This window comes from Streptomyces sp. WZ-12 (genome assembly GCF_028898845.1).
Lineage (GTDB): Bacteria > Actinomycetota > Actinomycetes > Streptomycetales > Streptomycetaceae > Streptomyces.
On sequence record NZ_CP118574.1, the window covers coordinates 3,187,603 to 3,204,302 of the forward strand.

General features: G+C 72.4%; 15 protein-coding genes. 11 read left to right on the top strand and 4 right to left on the bottom strand.

Annotation, left to right across the window (positions count from 1 at the left end):
• Nucleotides 1-8 precede the first annotated feature (8 nt).
• On the top strand, nt 9-998 hold the full coding sequence (locus tag PV796_RS13250; protein WP_274913222.1) for an ArsR/SmtB family transcription factor: 990 nt from the start codon (nt 9-11) through the stop codon (nt 996-998).
• Between the two features lie 12 nt (nt 999-1,010).
• Here the strand turns inward: PV796_RS13250 and PV796_RS13255 are convergent, their stop codons facing one another.
• Both PV796_RS13255 and PV796_RS13260 read right to left on the bottom strand, forming a co-directional pair.
• Nucleotides 1,011-1,319 (bottom strand): MTH1187 family thiamine-binding protein, encoded by a 309-nt coding sequence (locus PV796_RS13255; protein WP_274913224.1) that lies wholly within the window; start codon nt 1,317-1,319, stop codon nt 1,011-1,013.
• On the bottom strand, nt 1,316-1,666 hold the full coding sequence (locus PV796_RS13260) for a DUF3817 domain-containing protein (protein ID WP_274913225.1): 351 nt from the start codon (nt 1,664-1,666) through the stop codon (nt 1,316-1,318). The genes PV796_RS13255 and PV796_RS13260 overlap by 4 nt, the downstream gene beginning before the upstream one ends.
• A gap of 218 nt (nt 1,667-1,884) precedes the next feature.
• Here PV796_RS13260 and PV796_RS13265 point away from each other — a divergent pair, with 218 nt between their 5' ends.
• The 4 genes from PV796_RS13265 to PV796_RS13280 all read left to right on the top strand — a co-directional run bounded on the left by PV796_RS13265 (nt 1,885) and on the right by PV796_RS13280 (nt 4,542).
• A complete protein-coding gene (locus PV796_RS13265) occupies nt 1,885-2,523 on the top strand; it encodes an AIM24 family protein (protein ID WP_274913226.1) in 639 nt (212 codons plus the stop codon).
• Nucleotides 2,523-3,173, top strand: coding sequence for an AIM24 family protein (locus PV796_RS13270; protein WP_274913227.1), 651 nt, complete (start codon nt 2,523-2,525; stop codon nt 3,171-3,173). Before PV796_RS13265 ends, PV796_RS13270 begins: the two co-directional genes overlap by 1 nt.
• On the top strand, nt 3,170-3,943 hold the full coding sequence (locus PV796_RS13275; RefSeq protein ID WP_274913228.1) for an AIM24 family protein: 774 nt from the start codon (nt 3,170-3,172) through the stop codon (nt 3,941-3,943). Before PV796_RS13270 ends, PV796_RS13275 begins: the two co-directional genes overlap by 4 nt.
• Before the next feature lie 122 nt (nt 3,944-4,065).
• Entirely contained in the window at nt 4,066-4,542 is a 477-nt protein-coding gene (locus tag PV796_RS13280) for a MarR family winged helix-turn-helix transcriptional regulator (protein ID WP_274913229.1), read from the top strand.
• Nucleotides 4,543-4,795: 253 nt separating this feature from the next.
• On the opposite strand, the gene meaB is transcribed toward PV796_RS13280, so the two are convergent.
• Both meaB and PV796_RS13290 read right to left on the bottom strand, forming a co-directional pair.
• Complete coding sequence (gene meaB / locus PV796_RS13285; RefSeq protein ID WP_274913230.1) at nt 4,796-5,755, bottom strand: methylmalonyl Co-A mutase-associated GTPase MeaB; 960 nt, start codon at nt 5,753-5,755, stop codon at nt 4,796-4,798.
• 81 nt (nt 5,756-5,836) lie between these two features.
• On the bottom strand, nt 5,837-7,012 hold the full coding sequence (locus tag PV796_RS13290; RefSeq protein ID WP_274919001.1) for an acetyl-CoA C-acetyltransferase: 1,176 nt from the start codon (nt 7,010-7,012) through the stop codon (nt 5,837-5,839).
• A gap of 164 nt (nt 7,013-7,176) precedes the next feature.
• On the opposite strand from PV796_RS13290, the gene mce reads away from it, so the two are divergent.
• The 6 genes from mce (at nt 7,177) to PV796_RS13320 (ending at nt 16,488) form a co-directional block, all read left to right on the top strand.
• Nucleotides 7,177-7,617: a methylmalonyl-CoA epimerase gene (gene mce, locus PV796_RS13295; protein ID WP_274913232.1), complete on the top strand. Its 441-nt coding sequence runs from the start codon at nt 7,177-7,179 to the stop codon at nt 7,615-7,617.
• Nucleotides 7,618-7,827: 210 nt separating this feature from the next.
• Nucleotides 7,828-12,126, top strand: coding sequence for a polarized growth protein Scy (gene scy, locus PV796_RS13300; RefSeq protein ID WP_274913233.1), 4,299 nt, complete (start codon nt 7,828-7,830; stop codon nt 12,124-12,126).
• Between the two features lie 114 nt (nt 12,127-12,240).
• Complete coding sequence (locus PV796_RS13305; RefSeq protein ID WP_274913234.1) at nt 12,241-13,179, top strand: cellulose-binding protein; 939 nt, start codon at nt 12,241-12,243, stop codon at nt 13,177-13,179.
• Nucleotides 13,180-13,338: 159 nt separating this feature from the next.
• Entirely contained in the window at nt 13,339-14,364 is a 1,026-nt protein-coding gene (locus tag PV796_RS13310; protein ID WP_274913235.1) for an ABC transporter ATP-binding protein, read from the top strand.
• Between the two features lie 3 nt (nt 14,365-14,367).
• Nucleotides 14,368-15,141, top strand: a complete 774-nt coding sequence (locus tag PV796_RS13315) for an ABC transporter permease (RefSeq protein WP_274913236.1) — start codon at nt 14,368-14,370, stop codon at nt 15,139-15,141.
• Nucleotides 15,142-15,264: 123 nt separating this feature from the next.
• Entirely contained in the window at nt 15,265-16,488 is a 1,224-nt protein-coding gene (locus PV796_RS13320; RefSeq protein WP_274913237.1) for an ABC transporter ATP-binding protein, read from the top strand.
• Nucleotides 16,489-16,700 lie beyond the last annotated feature (212 nt).

The following is a 16,700-nucleotide window of genomic DNA, read 5'->3' on the forward strand; positions in this document are numbered from 1 at the left end:
GCCCGGCGGTGCCGTTGGAACTGCATTTCGGGGCGGACGACCTGCTGCGGATCCGGTTCGCGATCTCGCCGCTGTGCGAGACCCACGAGGCGCTGCGGACCCTGCGCCGCACCGACCGGCACGGTTACCACCTGCCGTGGCTGCGGCGGATGCGGGAGCGGGTGGCGGGTCTTGACCTGTCCCCGCTGTGGCTGTTCATGCCGGCCCAACGGCCCGGCTACACCCCCGACTTCCTGGGTCGCCCACCCGACGTCCCGTTGGCCGACTTCGCCGCGGAGCTGGCGCGCCTACGGGCCACCGACCCGGCGCTGGCCCGCACCGAGATGGCCAAGTCGCTGGCGTGCGTCCCGGGGGCGGCCCACTCGTCAGAGGGGCGGGCGGCGCTGGCCGACCCCGAACGGGCCGTGCAGCGGCTGGCGGACCTCACCGAACGCGCCTGGGAGGCCCTGCTCGCGCCAGACTGGCCACGGCTGCGGGCCCTGCTGGAGGCGGAAATCGCCTACCGCTCGCGCCAGTTGGCCAGCGGCGGGCTGCGCCGCCTGTTCGCCGATCTGCACCCCCGGCTGTCCTGGTCGGACGACGGCACACTGACCGTCCGCACCCGTACGGACTTCGCGCAGCTCCAAGACCTGGCGGGGCGGGGGGTGTTGCTGCTGCCCAGCGTCTTCGTCTGGCCGGACGTGATCAGCGGCTTCGACCCGCCGTGGCAGCCGACGGTGATCTACCCGGCGCGCGGCATCGGCGGGTTGTGGCAGCGGCCGGCGGGCGGCCCTGCGCTGGCCCGGCTGCTGGGCGCCAACCGGGCCGCGGTGCTGACGGCCCTGGACGCGCCGGCGACCACGTCGGCGCTGGCCCACCAGTTGGGGCTGGCCGCCTCGTCCGTCTCGGCGCACCTGTCCGTGCTGCGCGACGCCGGGCTGCTGGCCTCGCGCCGGCACGGACACCAAGTGCTCTACGAGCGGACGCCGTTGGGCATCGCCCTGGCGGCCGGCGGCTGACGGCCGCTCCCGTCAGGCGCCCCGCTCGCCGCCGGCCAGGTGGCGCTCGACGGTCTCCACCTTGGAGGTGAGGCCGTCGGTGACGCCCGGCCGGATGTCGGCCTTGAGGACCAGCGAGACCCGGCCGGCGCGCGCCTCGACGGCGGCCACGGCGCGCTTGACGACGTCCATGACCTCGTCCCACTCGCCCTCGATGGAGGTGAACATGGCGTCGGTGCGGTTGGGCAGCCCGGACTCGCGGACGACCCGGACGGCGTCGGCGACGTACTCGCCGACGTCCTCGCCGACGCCCAACGGGCTGACGGAAAAGGCGACGATCATGCGTTCACGGTACCTTCCCGGCGCGCCCGGGCGGCGATCACCTTGGCCGCCTCCTCACGCTTGAGCACCTTGTCCGCGTAGAGGCCGCCGAACGGCAGCACCGCGAGGAGGAAGAAGAAGGCCACGCGCTTGAAGGGCCACTTGGTGCGGTTCCAGGCGTCCAGCAACAGCACCACGAAGATCGTGAACAGGATGCCGTGCAGCAGGCCGAGGGGCATGACCAGCTTGTCGTAGCCCAGGAAGATCCGGAAGCCCGTGCCGAATATCAGCAGCGCCGGGAAGGAGAGCGCCTCCGGGATGGATGCCAGGCGCAGTCGGTGCAGGGCAGCGGCGGTCTTGATGTCCACGGGAACCTCGTTCGGGCGGAGGGGAGGCGTCACAGGCTTGTGCAAGAGTTCACAAGCATCCGCCCCATTGTTACAGCCGTCCCGACGATCACCGCGCCGGGGGCCGTCGGGCGGTCACGGGACGTCGCACCGTCCGGGGCGGGCTCGGGGAAAGGTCAGGGTCGTCTCCGGGCCGAAAGCCCTGCCCAGCGCGGCCGCCGCCGACTACCGTCTGACGCGTGGCTCAGTTTCGGCTCCAGGGGAGCAAGGTCCTCGCCGTCGACCTCGTCGGCGACGCCGTCAAGGCGAAGAACGGCGCGATGGTCGCCTACGACGGCGACATGACCTTCAAGAAGATGACCGGCGGCGGCGAGGGGCTGCGCGGCATGGTCACCCGCCGGCTGACGGGCGAGCAGATGACGGTGATGCAGGTGAAGGGCGAGGGCACCTGCTACTTCGCCGACCGCGCCAGCGAGATCAACCTCGTCCGCCTCCAGGGCGAGAAGCTCTACGTGGAGGCCAGCAACCTGCTGTGCACCGAGGCGGCGCTGCACACCGGCACGACGTTCACCGGGCTGCGCGGCGCCTCGCAGGGCAACGGCCTGTTCACCACCACCGTCGAGGGCCACGGGCAGGCCGCGCTCACCTCCGACGGCCCGGCCGTGGTGCTGCGGGTCACCCCGCAGTACCCGCTCCAGGTCGACCCGGGCGCCTACGTCGCGCACACCGGGAAGCTGAAGCAGCACTTCCAGTCCGGGGTGAATTTCCGCACGTTCATCGGCGAGGGCTCCGGGGAGGCGTTCCAGATCCGTTTCGAGGGCGAGGGGCTGGTCTACGTGCAGCCCAGCGAGCGCAACACCGTGGGCGGTGAGGTCTGATGCCGTTCACGGCCCTCAACTCCCGCATGGTGGAGGCCCGGATCGCCCCCGGGCAGCGGATGTTCAGCCAGCGCGGCGCGATGCTCGCCTACCGCGGCGAGGTCGCCTTCACCCCGAACATCCAGGGCGGCCAGGGCGGTCTGGGCTCCATGATCGGCCGCCGGATCGCCGGCGAGGCGACGCCCCTCATGACTGTGGAGGGCGACGGCACAGTCATGTTTGGTCACGGCGGCCATCACGTCCACCTCGTCGACCTGACCGGCGACACCCTCTACGTGGAGGCCGACCGGCTGCTGGCCTTCGACGGCTCGCTCGCCCAGGGCACGATGTTCCTCGGCTCGCAGGGCGGGGTGCTGGGCATGGTCCGCGGACAGGCCACCGGCCAGGGCCTGTTCACCACCACGCTCCAGGGGCACGGCTCGGCCGCGGTGATGGCCCACGGCGGCGTCGTCGAGCTGCCGATCACCCCGCAGCGCCCGGTCCACGTCGACCCGCAGGCGTACGTCGGGCACCGCGGCGAGGTGCGCAACCGCCTCTCCACCGCGATCGGTTGGCGCGAGTTGATCGGCCGCGGCTCGGGCGAGGCGTTCCAACTGGAGCTGTCCGGCCAGGGCACCGTCTACGTCCAGGCGTCCGAGGAGAAACTGTGACCGGTCCCGTCATCCACGACGTCCACACCCTCCCCGTCGACGACAACGTGGGCGACTACGCCTTCAGCGTCGCCCTGGACGGCCAATGGTTCCTCCAGAAAGGGAAGATGATCGCCTACTACGGGCAGATCGACTTCCACGGCATCGGGTACGGCGGCCTGGACCGCCTCATCGCCGGGAGTTTCCATTCGCCACTGCACGCCGCGCACTGGGTGGTCGCCGAGGGCCGGGGCAAGATGCTCCTGGCCGACCGGTCCTTCGACGTGAACTCCTTCGACCTCGATGAGGGCAACCTCACTATTCGCTCCGGCAACCTGCTCGCCTTTCAGCCATCTCTCGCCCTGAAGCAATCGATCATCCCCGGCTTCCTCACCTTGATCGGCACGGGGAAGTTCGTCGCCGCCTCCAACGGCCCGGTGGTCTTCGCCGAACCACCGATCCGGGTCGACCCGCAGGCCCTGGTGGGTTGGGCCGACTGCCCGTCCCCCTGCCACCACTACGACCACCAGTACCTGCGCGGATTCCTCGGCGGGGTGCGCGCCCACACCGGCCTCGGCGGCGCCTCAGGCGAGGAGCACCAATTCGAGTTCACCGGCGCCGGGACGGTCCTGCTGCAGTCCACGGAACAACTGCTTCCGGAGCGCGCGACCGGCGCGCTGGCGGCGGAGGACGGCGTCCCGGGAGGCGGCGCCCCCGCGCCGGAAAGTGGCTCACATGTGCCGCAGCCCTCCGGCGCCCTCGGGGGGCTCCAGCGCCGCTTCGGGCTGTGAACGGTAGTCTGCGGACGGTGACCTCGAACGTCTGAGCCACCATGGATCCCGGCCAGCCGAGTTCCGCAATGTCACACGCCATGACTAATTCATTATTCAACTTTCACGGGTAGAATTCATCCATGACGACCGACAGTGACACTCCCTGGCTGACCAACCAGGAGCAGCGTGCCTGGCGCACCCATCTGGACGTCAGCAGGCTGCTGATGCACCAACTGGAGCGCGATCTCCAGCCGTTCGGCCTGACGAACAACGACTACGAGATCCTGGTCAACCTCTCCGAGGCCGAGGACCACCGGCTGCGGATGAGCGACCTGGCCGCCAGCACGCTGCAGTCCAAGAGCCGCCTCTCGCACCAGATCACGCGCATGGAGAACGCCGGCCTGGTGCGCCGCGAAAGCTGCGAGTCGGACCGCCGTGGCCTCTACGCCGTCCTCACCGAGGCCGGTTGGGAGACGATGCGCCGGGTCGCCCCGCACCATGTCGCCTCGGTCCGCCGCCACTTCATCGACCTCTTCACCCCCGAGACCCTGGAGTCCCTGCACGACTCCCTCGCCCCGGTCGCCGATCACCTGCGCGAACACCGCGGCAACGCGTAGCCGCGCGTGCGGCGCCGCACGCCGCGGTCACGGTGGCTCCAACACCCCGCCGCCCCCTGCCCGTTGGCGCCCGCTCGCCATGTCGGCGGAGCGGGGTGTCGATGGCCGCCCCCGCGACTGCCTGCCCGACTCCGTGGTGGCTCGGGCGCTCCGCCTCTCCTCGCCGGGTGCGGGTCGCAGGGGCCAGGACCGGGCGCAGGGGGCCAGAGGGGCCCAAGAGAGGGCCCAGACGCCCCCTGCGCGCCACGCCGCGCTACGTGCCGTTCGTGAGGCCCGTGACGAGTTCGTCCGCGGCGCGGTACGGGTCGGTGTCGCCGGCGACGATGCGTTCGGCGAGGGCGTCGAGGTGGCGGTCGCCGGAGAGGTCGCCGATGCGGGAGCGGAGGGTGGTGACGGCGATCGTCTCGACCTCGCGGGCGGCGCGGGCCAGCCGGCGTTGGGTCAGCACGCCGCGCTCCTCCATCCACGCCCGGTGCTTCTCCAGCGCCGCGACGACCTCGTCGATGCCCTCGGCGCGGGCCGCGACCGTCTTGACGATCGGCGGCCGCCAGTCGCCGGGTGCCCGGGCCTCCCCCAGGCCCAGCATGTGGTTCAGCTCGCGGGCGGTGGCGTCGGCGCCGTCCCGGTCGGCCTTGTTGACGACGTAGACGTCGCCGATCTCCAGGATGCCGGCCTTGGCGGCCTGGATGCCGTCGCCCATCCCGGGGGCCAGCAGCACCACGCTGGTGTCGGCCTGCGAGGCGATCTCGACCTCGGACTGGCCGACGCCGACGGTCTCGACGAGGACCACGTCGCAGCCGGCGGCGTCCAGCACCCGGATCGCCTGTGGGGCGGCCCAGGCCAGCCCGCCGAGGTGGCCGCGGGTGGCCATGGAGCGGATGTAGACGCCGGGGTCGGAGGCGTGTTCCGACATCCGGACGCGGTCGCCGAGGAGCGCGCCGCCGGAGAACGGCGAGGACGGGTCGACGGCCAGCACGCCGACCCGTTTGCCCGCCTTGCGGTACGCGGTCACCAGGGCGGAGGTGGTGGTGGACTTGCCGACGCCGGGCGAACCGGTGAGGCCGACGACGTAGGCGTTGCCGGTCAGCGGCGCCAGGGCCGCCATCACCTCGCGCAGCTCCGGCGCCGCCCCCTCGACGAGGGAGATCAGCCGGGCCACCGCCCTCGGCCGGCCCTGCCGGGCCTGTTCCACTAGCTGCGGGACGTCCACCATCGCGCTCGGCTCCTTCGACCTCGACTCACTGGCTGGTACGCGCTGTTCCCGCGCCGGACCCGTCCGGCGCGCGGCCGGCGGTCACTTGCCCGGTACCCGCAGGATCAGCGCGTCGCCCTGGCCGCCACCGCCGCACAGCGCCGCCGCGCCGATGCCGCCGCCGCGCCGCCGCAGTTCCAGCGCGAGGTGCAGCACGATACGGGCGCCGGACATGCCGATCGGGTGGCCGAGCGCGATGGCGCCACCGTTGACATTCACCTTTTCCGGGGAGACCCCGAGGTCCTTCATTGACTGCACGGCGACCGCCGCGAACGCCTCGTTGATCTCGATCAGGTCGAGGTCGTCGACGGTCAGGCCGTCCTTGGCGAGGGCGTGGTTGATGGCGTTGGAGGGCTGCGACTGGAGGGAGTTGTCGGGGCCGGCGACGTTGCCGTGCGCGCCGATCTCGGCGATCCACTCCAGGCCCAGTTCCTCGGCCTTGGCCTTGCTCATCACGACGACGGCGGCGGCGCCGTCGGAGATCTGCGAGGAGGTGCCGGCGGTGATGGTGCCGTTCTTGGAGAAGGCCGGGCGGAGCTTGCCGAGGCCCTCCGCGGTGGTCTCGGGGCGGATGCCCTCGTCCTTGCTGAAGAGCACCGGGTCGCCCTTGCGCTGCGGGATCTCGACGGGGGTGATCTCCGCCTCGAAGAGGCCGTTCTTCTGGGCGGCGGCGGCCCGTTGGTGGGAGCGCGCGGCGATCTCGTCCTGTTCGGTGCGGCCGATGCCGAGGCGGGTGTTGTGCTTCTCGGTGGACTCGCCCATGGCGATGCCCTCGAAGGCGTCGGTGAGGCCGTCGTGCGCCATGGCGTCGAGCAGTTCCACCGCGCCGTACTTGTAGCCCTCGCGGGACTTGGGCAGCAGGTGCGGGGCGTTGGTCATGGACTCCTGGCCGCCGGCGACGATGACGTCGAACTCGCCGGCGCGGATGAGCTGGTCGGCCAGGGCGATGGCGTCGAGACCGGAGAGGCAGACCTTGTTGACGGTCAGCGCGGGGACGTTCATGGGGATGCCGGCCTTGACGGCGGCCTGGCGGGCCGGGATCTGGCCGGCGCCGGCCTGGAGCACCTGCCCCATGATCACGTACTGCACCTGGTCGCCGCCGATCCCCGCGCGGTCCAGTGCCGCCTTGATGGCCGCTCCGCCCAGATCGGCCCCGGAGAAGCTGCGCAGCGAGCCGAGGAGGCGGCCCATGGGGGTGCGCGCGCCGGCCACGATCACGGAGGTGGTGCCGTTCGTTGCAGACATACGGTGCGGCCTTCCTGTGCAGGGAAGTTAACGAGGGTTCCCGTCAATGTACTGAGGGGTAGTCGCCGGGTCACCGGGAAGTGGGTGTGATCGCGCGCACGTTGCGTAACCAGCCGTGCGGGCGGTGCACTGGAGCCATGCTGACGCGAATCGACCACATCGGGATCGCCTGCTTCGACCTCGACCGGACCGTCGAGTTCTACCGTGCCACGTATGGCTTCGAGGTGTTCCACACCGAGGTCAACGAGGAACAGGGCGTGCGCGAGGCGATGTTGAAGATCAATGAGACCTCGGACGGCGGGGCCTCCTATCTCCAGTTGCTGGAGCCGGTCCGGGAGGATTCGGCGGTGGGCAAGTGGCTGGCCAAGAACGGCGAGGGCGTGCATCACATCGCGTTCGGGACGGCGGACGTGGACGGGGACGCGCAGGACATCCGCGACAAGGGCGTGCGGGTGCTCTACGACGAGCCGCGGCGGGGTTCGATGGGGTCCCGCATCACGTTCCTGCACCCCAAGGACTGCCACGGTGTGCTGACCGAACTCGTCACCGCAGCGCCCCCGGAGGCGACTGACCACTGACCTTCCGCTTCCCCGGCCGGTAGAGTGCAGCTTCGGCCGGGGTACGGGAGTGGGGCTTGCGTCCATACTCTGCCGATGATCTGACACCATTTCTTCGGAAGGGTCAGCTCCGAGGGGCGCGAGTCCTGGTGCGCGGTGACGTGTACGGGATCAGCGCCGCAGGGCCGGAGCCGGCCGCCGCCATGACCAGGGGACGGATGGGACCGCGCAGTGCGGGGCAACGAGCGCCAGGAGCGTCAGTGGGCTGAGGCCGACCACCTCTCGCAGTTCGAAGCCGAGATGGAACGGCTGAAGACTGAGCGGGACAAGGCCGTCCAGCACGCCGACGACCTCGGCTACCAGGTCGAGGTGTTGCGCGCCAAGCTCCACGAGGCGCGCCGCAACCTCGCCTCGCGGCCTGCCTACGACAACCTCAGCCACCAGGCCGAGCAGTTGCTGCGCAATGCGCAGATCCAGGCCGATCAGCTGCGTTCGGATGCCGAGCGGGAGCTGCGGGAGGCGCGGGCGCAGACGCAGCGGCTGCTTCAGGAGGCGGCGGAGCGGCAGTCCCGCATGGAGGCCGAGCTGCACGCCGAGGCGGTCGGTCGTCGGCAGCGGTTGGACGAGGAGCTCAACGAGCGCCGGCAGACGGTCGAGTCGCACGTCAACGAGAACGTGGCGTGGGCCGAGCAGTTGCGGGCCCGTACGGAGTCGCAGGCGCGCCGCCTGATGGAGGAGTCCCGGGCGGAGGCCGAGCAGGTGCGGGCGGCCGCGCGGGACGAGGCGCAGCGGGTGGCGGACCGGGCCCGGGAGCGGCTGGGGACGGCCGCCGAGGAGGCGCGGGCGGAAGCGGAATCCATCCTGCGCCGGGCGCGGACCGATGCCGAGCGGTTGTTGAACGCGGCGTCGAGTCAGGCGCAGGAGGCGACGGACCAGGCCGAGCAGCTTCGTTCGTCGGCGGGTGCGGAGTCGGAGGAGGCGCGTCGACAGGCGGCGGAGCTGACGCGGACCGCGAAGGAGCGGGCGCAGGAGGCGGACGCCGCGCTGCGGGAGGCGCGGACCGAGGCGGAGAAGCTGGTCGAGGAGGCGCAGGCGTCGGCCGCCAAGCGGTTGTCGTCGGCGGAGTCGGAGAACGAGCAGCGGACGCGGACGGCGAAGGCGGAGGTCGCCCGGCTGGTGGCCGAGGCGACGAAGGAGGCCGAGGCGCTCACGTCGGAGGCCGAGTCACTGCGGGCGGATGCCCGGGCGGAGGCGGATCGGCTCCTCGCCGAGGCGCAGGAGACGGCGCGCTCGAAGGTCGCGGAGGATTCCGCGGCGCAGTTGGCGAAGGCGGCGCGGGCCGCGGAGGAGATGTTGTCGAAGGCGTCGCAGGACGCCAAGGCGACGACGAAGGCGGCCGCCGAGGAGGCGGAGCGGCTGCGCCGGGAGGCGGAGGCGGAGGCGGATCGGCTGCGGGAGCAGGCGCACGACACCGCCGAGCAGCTCAAGGGCGCGGCGAAGAACGACACCAAGGAATACCGGGCCAAGACCGCCGAGCTCCAGGAGGAGGCGCGGCGGCTGCGCGGTGAGGCGGAGCAGCTTCGGGCGGACGCGGTCGCGGAGGGCGAGCGGATCCGGGGCGAGGCGCGCCGGGAGGCGGTTCAGCAGATCGAGGAGGCGGCGGGGACCGCCGAGGGGCTGCTGGCCGAGGCCAAGTCGGATGCGGAGGAGTCCCGTTCGGGCGCGGTCGCGGAGAGCGAGCGGGTGCGGACGGAGGCGATCGAGCGGGCGTCGGCGCTGCGCCGGCAGGCCGATGAGGCGCTGGAGCGGGCCCGTGCGGAGGCCGAGCAGCTCCTGTTGGAGGGCACGCAGGCCGCCGAGGAGCTGACGGACGAGGCGGAGAAGAGCGCCGCGAAGCTGCGGGCGGAGGCCGAGGAGGCCGCCGAGGAGCGGCGGGCGGAGGCCCAGGCGGAGCTGGACCGGCTGCAGGGCGAGGCCGAGGAGAAGCTGGCGGCGGCCGAGGAGTCGCTGCGCGAAGCGCGTTCCGGGGCCGAGCAGTTGCGGCGGGAGACGCAGGAGGAGGCGGCCCGGCTCAAGGCGGAGGCCGCGGAGCGGCGGCGTGCGCTGCAGCAGCAGGCCGAGGAGGAGGCCGAGCGGCTGCGGTCGGAGGCGGCCGGGGACGCGTCGACGGCGCGGGCCGAGGCGGAGTCGGCGGCGGCGGCCCTGCGGGGCGAGGCGGCGGCGGAGGCCGAGCGGCTGAAGGCGGAGGCGCAGGAGACCGCGGACCGGGTGCGTGCGGAGGCGGCGGCGGCCGCCGAGCGGACGGGCACGGAGGCCGCGGAGGCGTTGGCCGAGGCGCAGGAGGAGGCGGCCCGGCGGCGTCGGGAGGCCGAGCAGCTCCTGGGTGAGGCGCGCGAGGAGGCGCACCAGGAGCGGACGGCGGCGCGGGAGCAGAGCGAGGAGTTGCTGGCGTCGGCCCGTACGCGGGTCAGTGAGGCGCAGGCGGAGGCCGAGCAGCTCGTCGAGGAGGCGGACCGGCGGGCCGCGGAGTTGGTGGCGGCGGCCGAGCAGACCGCGCAGCAGGTGCGGGATGCGGTCGCGGGGCTGCACGAGCAGGCCAACGAGGAGATCGCGGGGCTGCGTTCGGCGGCGGAGCATGTCGCGGAGCGGACGAAGTCCGAGGCGCAGGAGGAGGCCGACCGGGTCCGGGCGGATGCGCATGCCGAGCGCGAGCGGGCCGCGGAGGATGCGGCGCGGGTGCGTCAGGAGGCGCAGGAGGCCGCGGAGGCCGCCAAGTCGCTTGCGGAGCGGGCGGTTTTGGAGGCTTCCGAGGAGGGCGAGCGGCTGCGCTCGGAGGCGGCCGAGGTCCTGGACGGGGCGCGTCGGGACGCCAACACCGCGCGCACGGAGGCCGCGGAGCAGGCCGACCAACTGGTGTCGGAAGCAACCGCACAGGCCGAGGAGTTGGTCGCCGAGGCGACCGCGAAGGCCACGAAGTCGGTGGCGGACGCCACGGCGCGGGCGCAGCAGCTGCGGACCGACGCGTCGGACGCGTTGGCGTCGGCGGAGCAGGACGCGGCGCGGGCCCGTGCGGAGGCGCGGGACGATGCGAACCGGATGCGGTCGGAGGCGGCCGAGCAGACCGACCGGCTGGTGACCGAGGCCCGTGCGGAGGCCGAACGGATCGTCAACGAGGCGACGGAGCTGACGTCTTCGGCGCAGGATGACGCGGACCGGACGGTCCGGGAGGGTCAGGAGGCCGCGGAGCGGCTGCGCGCGGAGGGCGAGCAGCGGGCGCAGCGGATGGTCACGGAGGCGTCGGAGGCGGCCGAGCGGCTGCGGGCGGACGCGGCCGAGGTGCTGGAGGGTGCCCGGGCGGACGCGGAGCGGACCGGCGACGCGGCGCGCACGGCGGCGAACAAGACGCGGGCGGACGCGGCGGCGCAGGCCGACGAGTTGGTGGCGGAGGCGGCCGGCGAGGCGGAGCGGCTGCGCACGGAGGCGGCGGAGCGGACCGCGGAGGCCGAGCGGGAGGCGGACCGTACCCGGGCGGACGCGCGGGAGCAGGCCGACCGGATGGTGGCGACGGCCACGGCGGAGGCGGACCGGTTGCGCGCCGAGGCGGCGGAGACGGTCACGTCGGCGCAGGAGCACGCCACGCGGACGCGGGCGGAGTCGGCGAAGGTCCGTGAGGAGGCCGAGGCGGCCGCGGAGCGGACGCGTACCGAGGCGGCCGGCGAGGCGGACCGGGTGCTGGACGAGGCCCGTAAGGACGCCGCGAAGCGCCGTGGTGACGCGGCCGAGCAGGCCGACCAGTTGATCGCCAAGGCGCAGGAGGAGGCGCTGAAGACGGCGACCGCCGCCGAGGAGCAGTCCGACGCGATGGTCGGGGCGGCCCGCAAGGAGGCCGAGCGGATCGTGCGGGAGGGCACCGCGGAGGGCAACTCGCTGGTGGAGAAGGCCCGTACGGACGCCGATACGTTGCTCGGCGAGGCGCGGCGGGACGCGACGGCCATAAGGGAGCGGTCCGAGGAGCTGCGGGGCCGGATCGAGTCCGAGGTCGAGGAGTTGCACGAGCGGGCCCGTCGGGAGTCGTCGGAGGCGATGAAGAACGCCGGGGAGCGGGTCGACAAGCTGATCGCGCAGGCCACGGAGCAGCAGGTGGCGGCCGAGGCGAAGGCCGACAAGCTGATGTCGGACGCGAACAGCGAGGCGAGCAAGGTCCGGATCGCCGCGGTCAAGAAGGCCGAGGGTCTGATCAAGGAGGCCGAGAACAAGAAGGCCGCGGCGGTGCGGGACGCGGAGAAGATGCGCGCCGAGGCCAAGGAGGAGGCCGCGCAGATCGTGGCGGAGGGCAAGCGCGAGTTGGAGGTGCTGGCGCGTCGTCAGGCGGACATCAACACCGAGATCTCCCGTGTCCAGAACGTCCTGGAGGCGTTGGAGTCGTTCGAGGTGCCGACGCAGGGCGGCGGGGATGGCAAGGGCGGTGCGGTGAAGGCCGCCGCGGGGGCCGGGACAACTCGTTCGAGTGGCAAGCAGTCTGAGGGGTAGCCACTCAAATGAGGGGTCATTCTCCACTTCAAACGCGCAATGACTCGATGACACGCCGTTAAGGCCCCTAGGATTCTCCTTATCACCTCACCGGTCTCTTTCGACAGGAACCCCATGAGCGACACTTCCTCCCCCTTCGGCTTCGAGCTCGTGCGGCGTGGGTACGACCGCGGTCAGGTGGATGACCGCATTACGAAACTGGTCGCGGACCGCGACAGTGCGCTGGCCCGTATCACCTCGCTGGAGAAGCGCATCGAGGAGCTGCACCTCGAAACGCAGAACGCCCAGGCTCAGGTCACCGACGCCGAACCCTCCTACGCGGGCCTCGGAGCGCGCGTGGAGAAGATCCTCCGCCTCGCGGAGGAGGAGGCCAAGGAGCTGCGTGAGGAGGCCCGCCGGGCCGCCGAGCAGCACCGCGAGCTGGCCGAGTCGGCCGCCCAGCAGGTCCGTAACGACGCGGAGCAGTTCGCCGTCGAGCGCAAGGCGAAGGCCGAGGACGAGGGCGCGCGGATCGTCGAGAAGGCCAAGGGCGAGGCGGCCTCGATGCGGGCCGAGGCGCAGAAGGACGCCCAGTCCAAGCGCGAGGAGGCGGACGCCCTCTTCGAGGAGACCCGGGCCAAGGCCGCGCAGGCGGCGGCGGACTTCGAGACCAACCTCGCCAAGCGGCGGGAGCAGTCCGAGCGTGATCTGGCGTCGCGTCAGGCGAAGGCCGAGAAGCGGCTGGCGGAGATCGAGCACCGGGCGGAGCAGCTGCGCCTGGAGGCGGAGAAGCTGCGGACGGACGCGGAGCGTCGGGCCCGTCAGACGGTGGAGACCGCGCAGCGTCAGGCCGAGGACATCGTGGCGGACGCCAACGCCAAGGCCGACCGGATCCGCAGCGAATCCGAGCGCGAGCTGGCGGCGCTCACCAACCGCCGCGACTCGATCAACGCGCAGCTCACCAACGTCCGCGAGATGCTGGCGACGCTGACGGGCGCGGCGGTGGCCGCGGCCGGTGCGCCGGGCGACGACGAGTCGGTGTCCCGCGGGGTGCCGGCCCAACAGAGCCGCTGAGGTCCGCTGCCGGAGAGTTTCGCGCAGGGCCGGTCCGCGCCCCCGTACCACCGCCGTGGTGGTCCGGGGGCGCGGTCGTGTGCGGGGCCCGAAGTGGTGGTCCTCCGGGCGGCGCCGCCCCGGTGGCGGGGCGGTCGGGGCGCGCCTAGCGTGCTGTGCATGATCGAGCTCAAGGGGCTGACCAAGCACTACGGTGACACGGTCGCGGTGGACCGTCTGACGTTCACCGTGCGGCCCGGGATCGTCACCGGCTTCCTCGGCCCCAACGGGGCGGGGAAGTCCACGACGATGCGGATGGTGCTCGGTCTGGACGTGCCGACGGCGGGCTCGGTGCGGATCGACGGGAAGCACTACCGGCAGTTGAAGGACCCGTTGACGTATGTCGGGGCGCTGTTGGACGCCAAGGCGATGCACGGGGGGCGGAGCGCGACCAACCATCTGCTGTGTCTGGCGCAGAGCAACGGCATTCCGCGGGCGCGGGTCGACGAGGTGTTGGACCTGGTCGGGTTGACGTCGGTGGCGCGGAAGCGGTCGAGGGGCTTTTCGCTGGGGATGGGGCAACGGCTGGGGATCGCGGGGGCGTTGTTGGGCGATCCGCGGATCTTGATGTTCGACGAGCCGGTCAACGGGTTGGATCCGGAGGGCATCCACTGGATCCGCAATCTGATGAAGAACCTGGCGTCCCAGGGGCGGACGGTGTTCGTGTCGTCCCATTTGATGAGCGAAATGGCGCTGACCGCGGAGCACTTGGTGGTGATCGGGCAGGGCCGGTTGTTGGCGGACACGTCGATGGCGGAGTTCATCCAGGAGAACTCGCGGTCGTATGTGCGGCTGCGGTGCCCGGAGCGGGAGCGGTTGTTGGACGTGTTGCACCGGGAGGGCATCCGGTCGTCGGCGGGGCGGGACGGGGCGTTGGAGGTCGACGGGGTGCCGGCGGAGCGGTTGGGGGAGTTGGCGGCCGCGCACCGGTTGGTGTTGCACGAGCTCAGCCCGCAACAGGCTTCGTTGGAGGAGGCGTTCATGCAGCTCACGGCGGGTGCGGTGGAGTATCACGCGCACGACGGTCGGCCGGCCGGGCAGGGCGGCGGGGCGCCGGTGCGGCCGGCGGTGCCGCAGGGGGCGATGTCGGGCGGGGCGGCGCCGGACGGTTGGGGTGCGGACTGGCAGCAGCGGAAGAGGAGTTGAGGGATGGCTGTCGTGGGACAGGTGTTGCGGTCGGAGTGGACCAAGATCCGGTCGGTGCGGTCGACGGTGTGGACGCTGGGCACCGCGGTGCTGGTGACCGTCGTGTTGGGCGTGCTGATCTGCACGCTGGCGCGGAAGGACTTCGATGCGATGCCGGCGGAGCGGCGGTTGGCCTTCGACCCGACCAACATCAGCTTCGCGGGGATGGGGTTGGGGCAGTTGGCGATGATCGTCTTCGGGGTGCTGGTGGTGACGAACGAGTACAGCACGGGGATGATCCGCACGTCGTTGGCGGCGGTGCCGCGGCGCGGGATGTTCCTGTTCTGCAAGGTGCTGGTGGCGACGGTGCTGGTGTTCGTGGTCGGGTTGGTGACCAGCTTCGCGGCGTTCTTCGCGGGGCAGGCGGCGCTCGGCGGTCATCGGGCCCACCTCGGTGACCCGGGGGTGCTGCGGGCGGTGATCGGCGGCGGGCTGTACATGACGATGATCGCGCTGTTCTCGATGGCGGTGGCGACGATGTTGCGGAGCCCGATGTTGTCGCTGGGGACGCTGATGCCGTTCTTCTTCCTGATCTCCAACATCCTGGGGAACGTGTCGGCGACCCGGAAGGTCGGCCGGTACCTCCCGGACCAGGCCGGCTCGAAGGTCATGCAGGTGGTCGCGCCGGTCAACGACCAGACGCCGTACGGGCCGTGGGGCGGGTTCGCGATCATGGCGGCGTGGACGGCGGCGGCGCTGATCGCCGGCTATGTGCTGCTGGCACGGCGGGACGCCTGACGGCGGGGCCGGCACCGACCGGTTGTGCTGCTTTGGCGGGAACCGTCAACGTGCCGATAGCCTCGTACCCCTCACGGGGGCACGAGGGCGCCTCTGCCCCGACCATCTCGCGAGGGGCGGAGAATGATCGAGGCAGTCGGCCTGACAAAGCGCTACGGGCCCAAGACGGCCGTGCAGAACCTGACGTTCCAGGTGCGTCCGGGCACCGTGACCGGCTTTCTCGGGCCCAACGGCTCGGGCAAGTCGACGACGATGCGGATGATCCTGGGCCTCGACGCCCCGACGTCCGGTCACGCCACGATCGGTGGCCGACCGTTCCGCCGGACCCCCAACGCGGCGCGCCAGGTGGGCGCGTTGCTGGACGCGAAGGCGGTGCACGGGGGGCGCAGTGCGCGGGCGCATCTGCTGTCGTTGGCGCAGTTGTCGGGGATTCCGGCGCAGCGGGTCGACGAGGTGCTGGGCGTGGTCGGTCTGCAGGACGTCGCGCACCGGCGGTCGAAGGGGTTCTCGCTGGGGATGGGGCAGCGGCTGGGGATCGCGGCGGCGCTGCTCGGCGATCCGCAGGTGCTGCTCTTCGACGAGCCGGTCAACGGCCTGGACCCGGAGGGCATCCTGTGGGTGCGCAACCTCATGAAGCGGTTGGCGGCCGAGGGCCGCACGGTGTTCGTCTCCTCGCACCTGATGAGTGAGATGGCGCTGACCGCGGAGCACCTGATCGTGATCGGCCGGGGGCAGTTGCTGGCGGACATGCCCGTCACGGACTTCATCTCGACGCACTCCGCGGACTTCGCGCGGGTGCGGACGCCGGGCGACGCGCCGGAACAGCGCGAGAAGCTGGTCGCGGCGGTCGCCGAGGCGGGCGGCGCGGCGGTGCCGGAGCCGGACGGTGCGCTGCGGGTGACCGGGCTGCCGCTGCCGCGGATCAGCGAGCTGGCGCACGCGGCCGAGGTGCGGCTGTGGGAACTCTCCCCGCACCAGGCGTCGTTGGAGGAGGCGTACATGCGGATGACGCAGGGCGTCGTCGACTACCGCTCCGCCGCCGATCAGCGGGCCGGTTTCCCGCCGCCGGGCGGCGCGCGCCGGGAACACGCGCCGGGGCAGCCGCCGTTCGGCATGCCCGCGCCGCCGCCGAATCCGTACGCGCAGCCGGACCCGTACGCGCAGCCCGTGGGCGCCCCGGTGCCGCCGCCGCAGGGTCACCCGTACGGGGCGCCCGGTCCGTACGGCGCGCCCCACCCGTACGGGCAACAACCGCCAGCGCCGGCCCCCACGCCCTCCACTCCGTTCGAGCAGGGCGGAACCCCCTCCGCCGACCAGTCCATGCCGCACCCCCAGGACGCCCGATGACCAGCCCTCAGCAGCCGCAACCGCAGCCCGGTGCGCAGCCGATGCCGCCGTCCCCCGAGCTCTCCACTCCGTTCGAGCAGGGGGGAACCCCCTCCGCGCCCACCGCCGGGCCGATGCCGCCCGCCGTGCCCCCGGCCGCGCCGGAGTCGGCGGTGCCGCCCGTGCCCGCCGCCCAGCCGCTGCCGGTCGCGGAGCAGCCCGCGCCGCAGCAG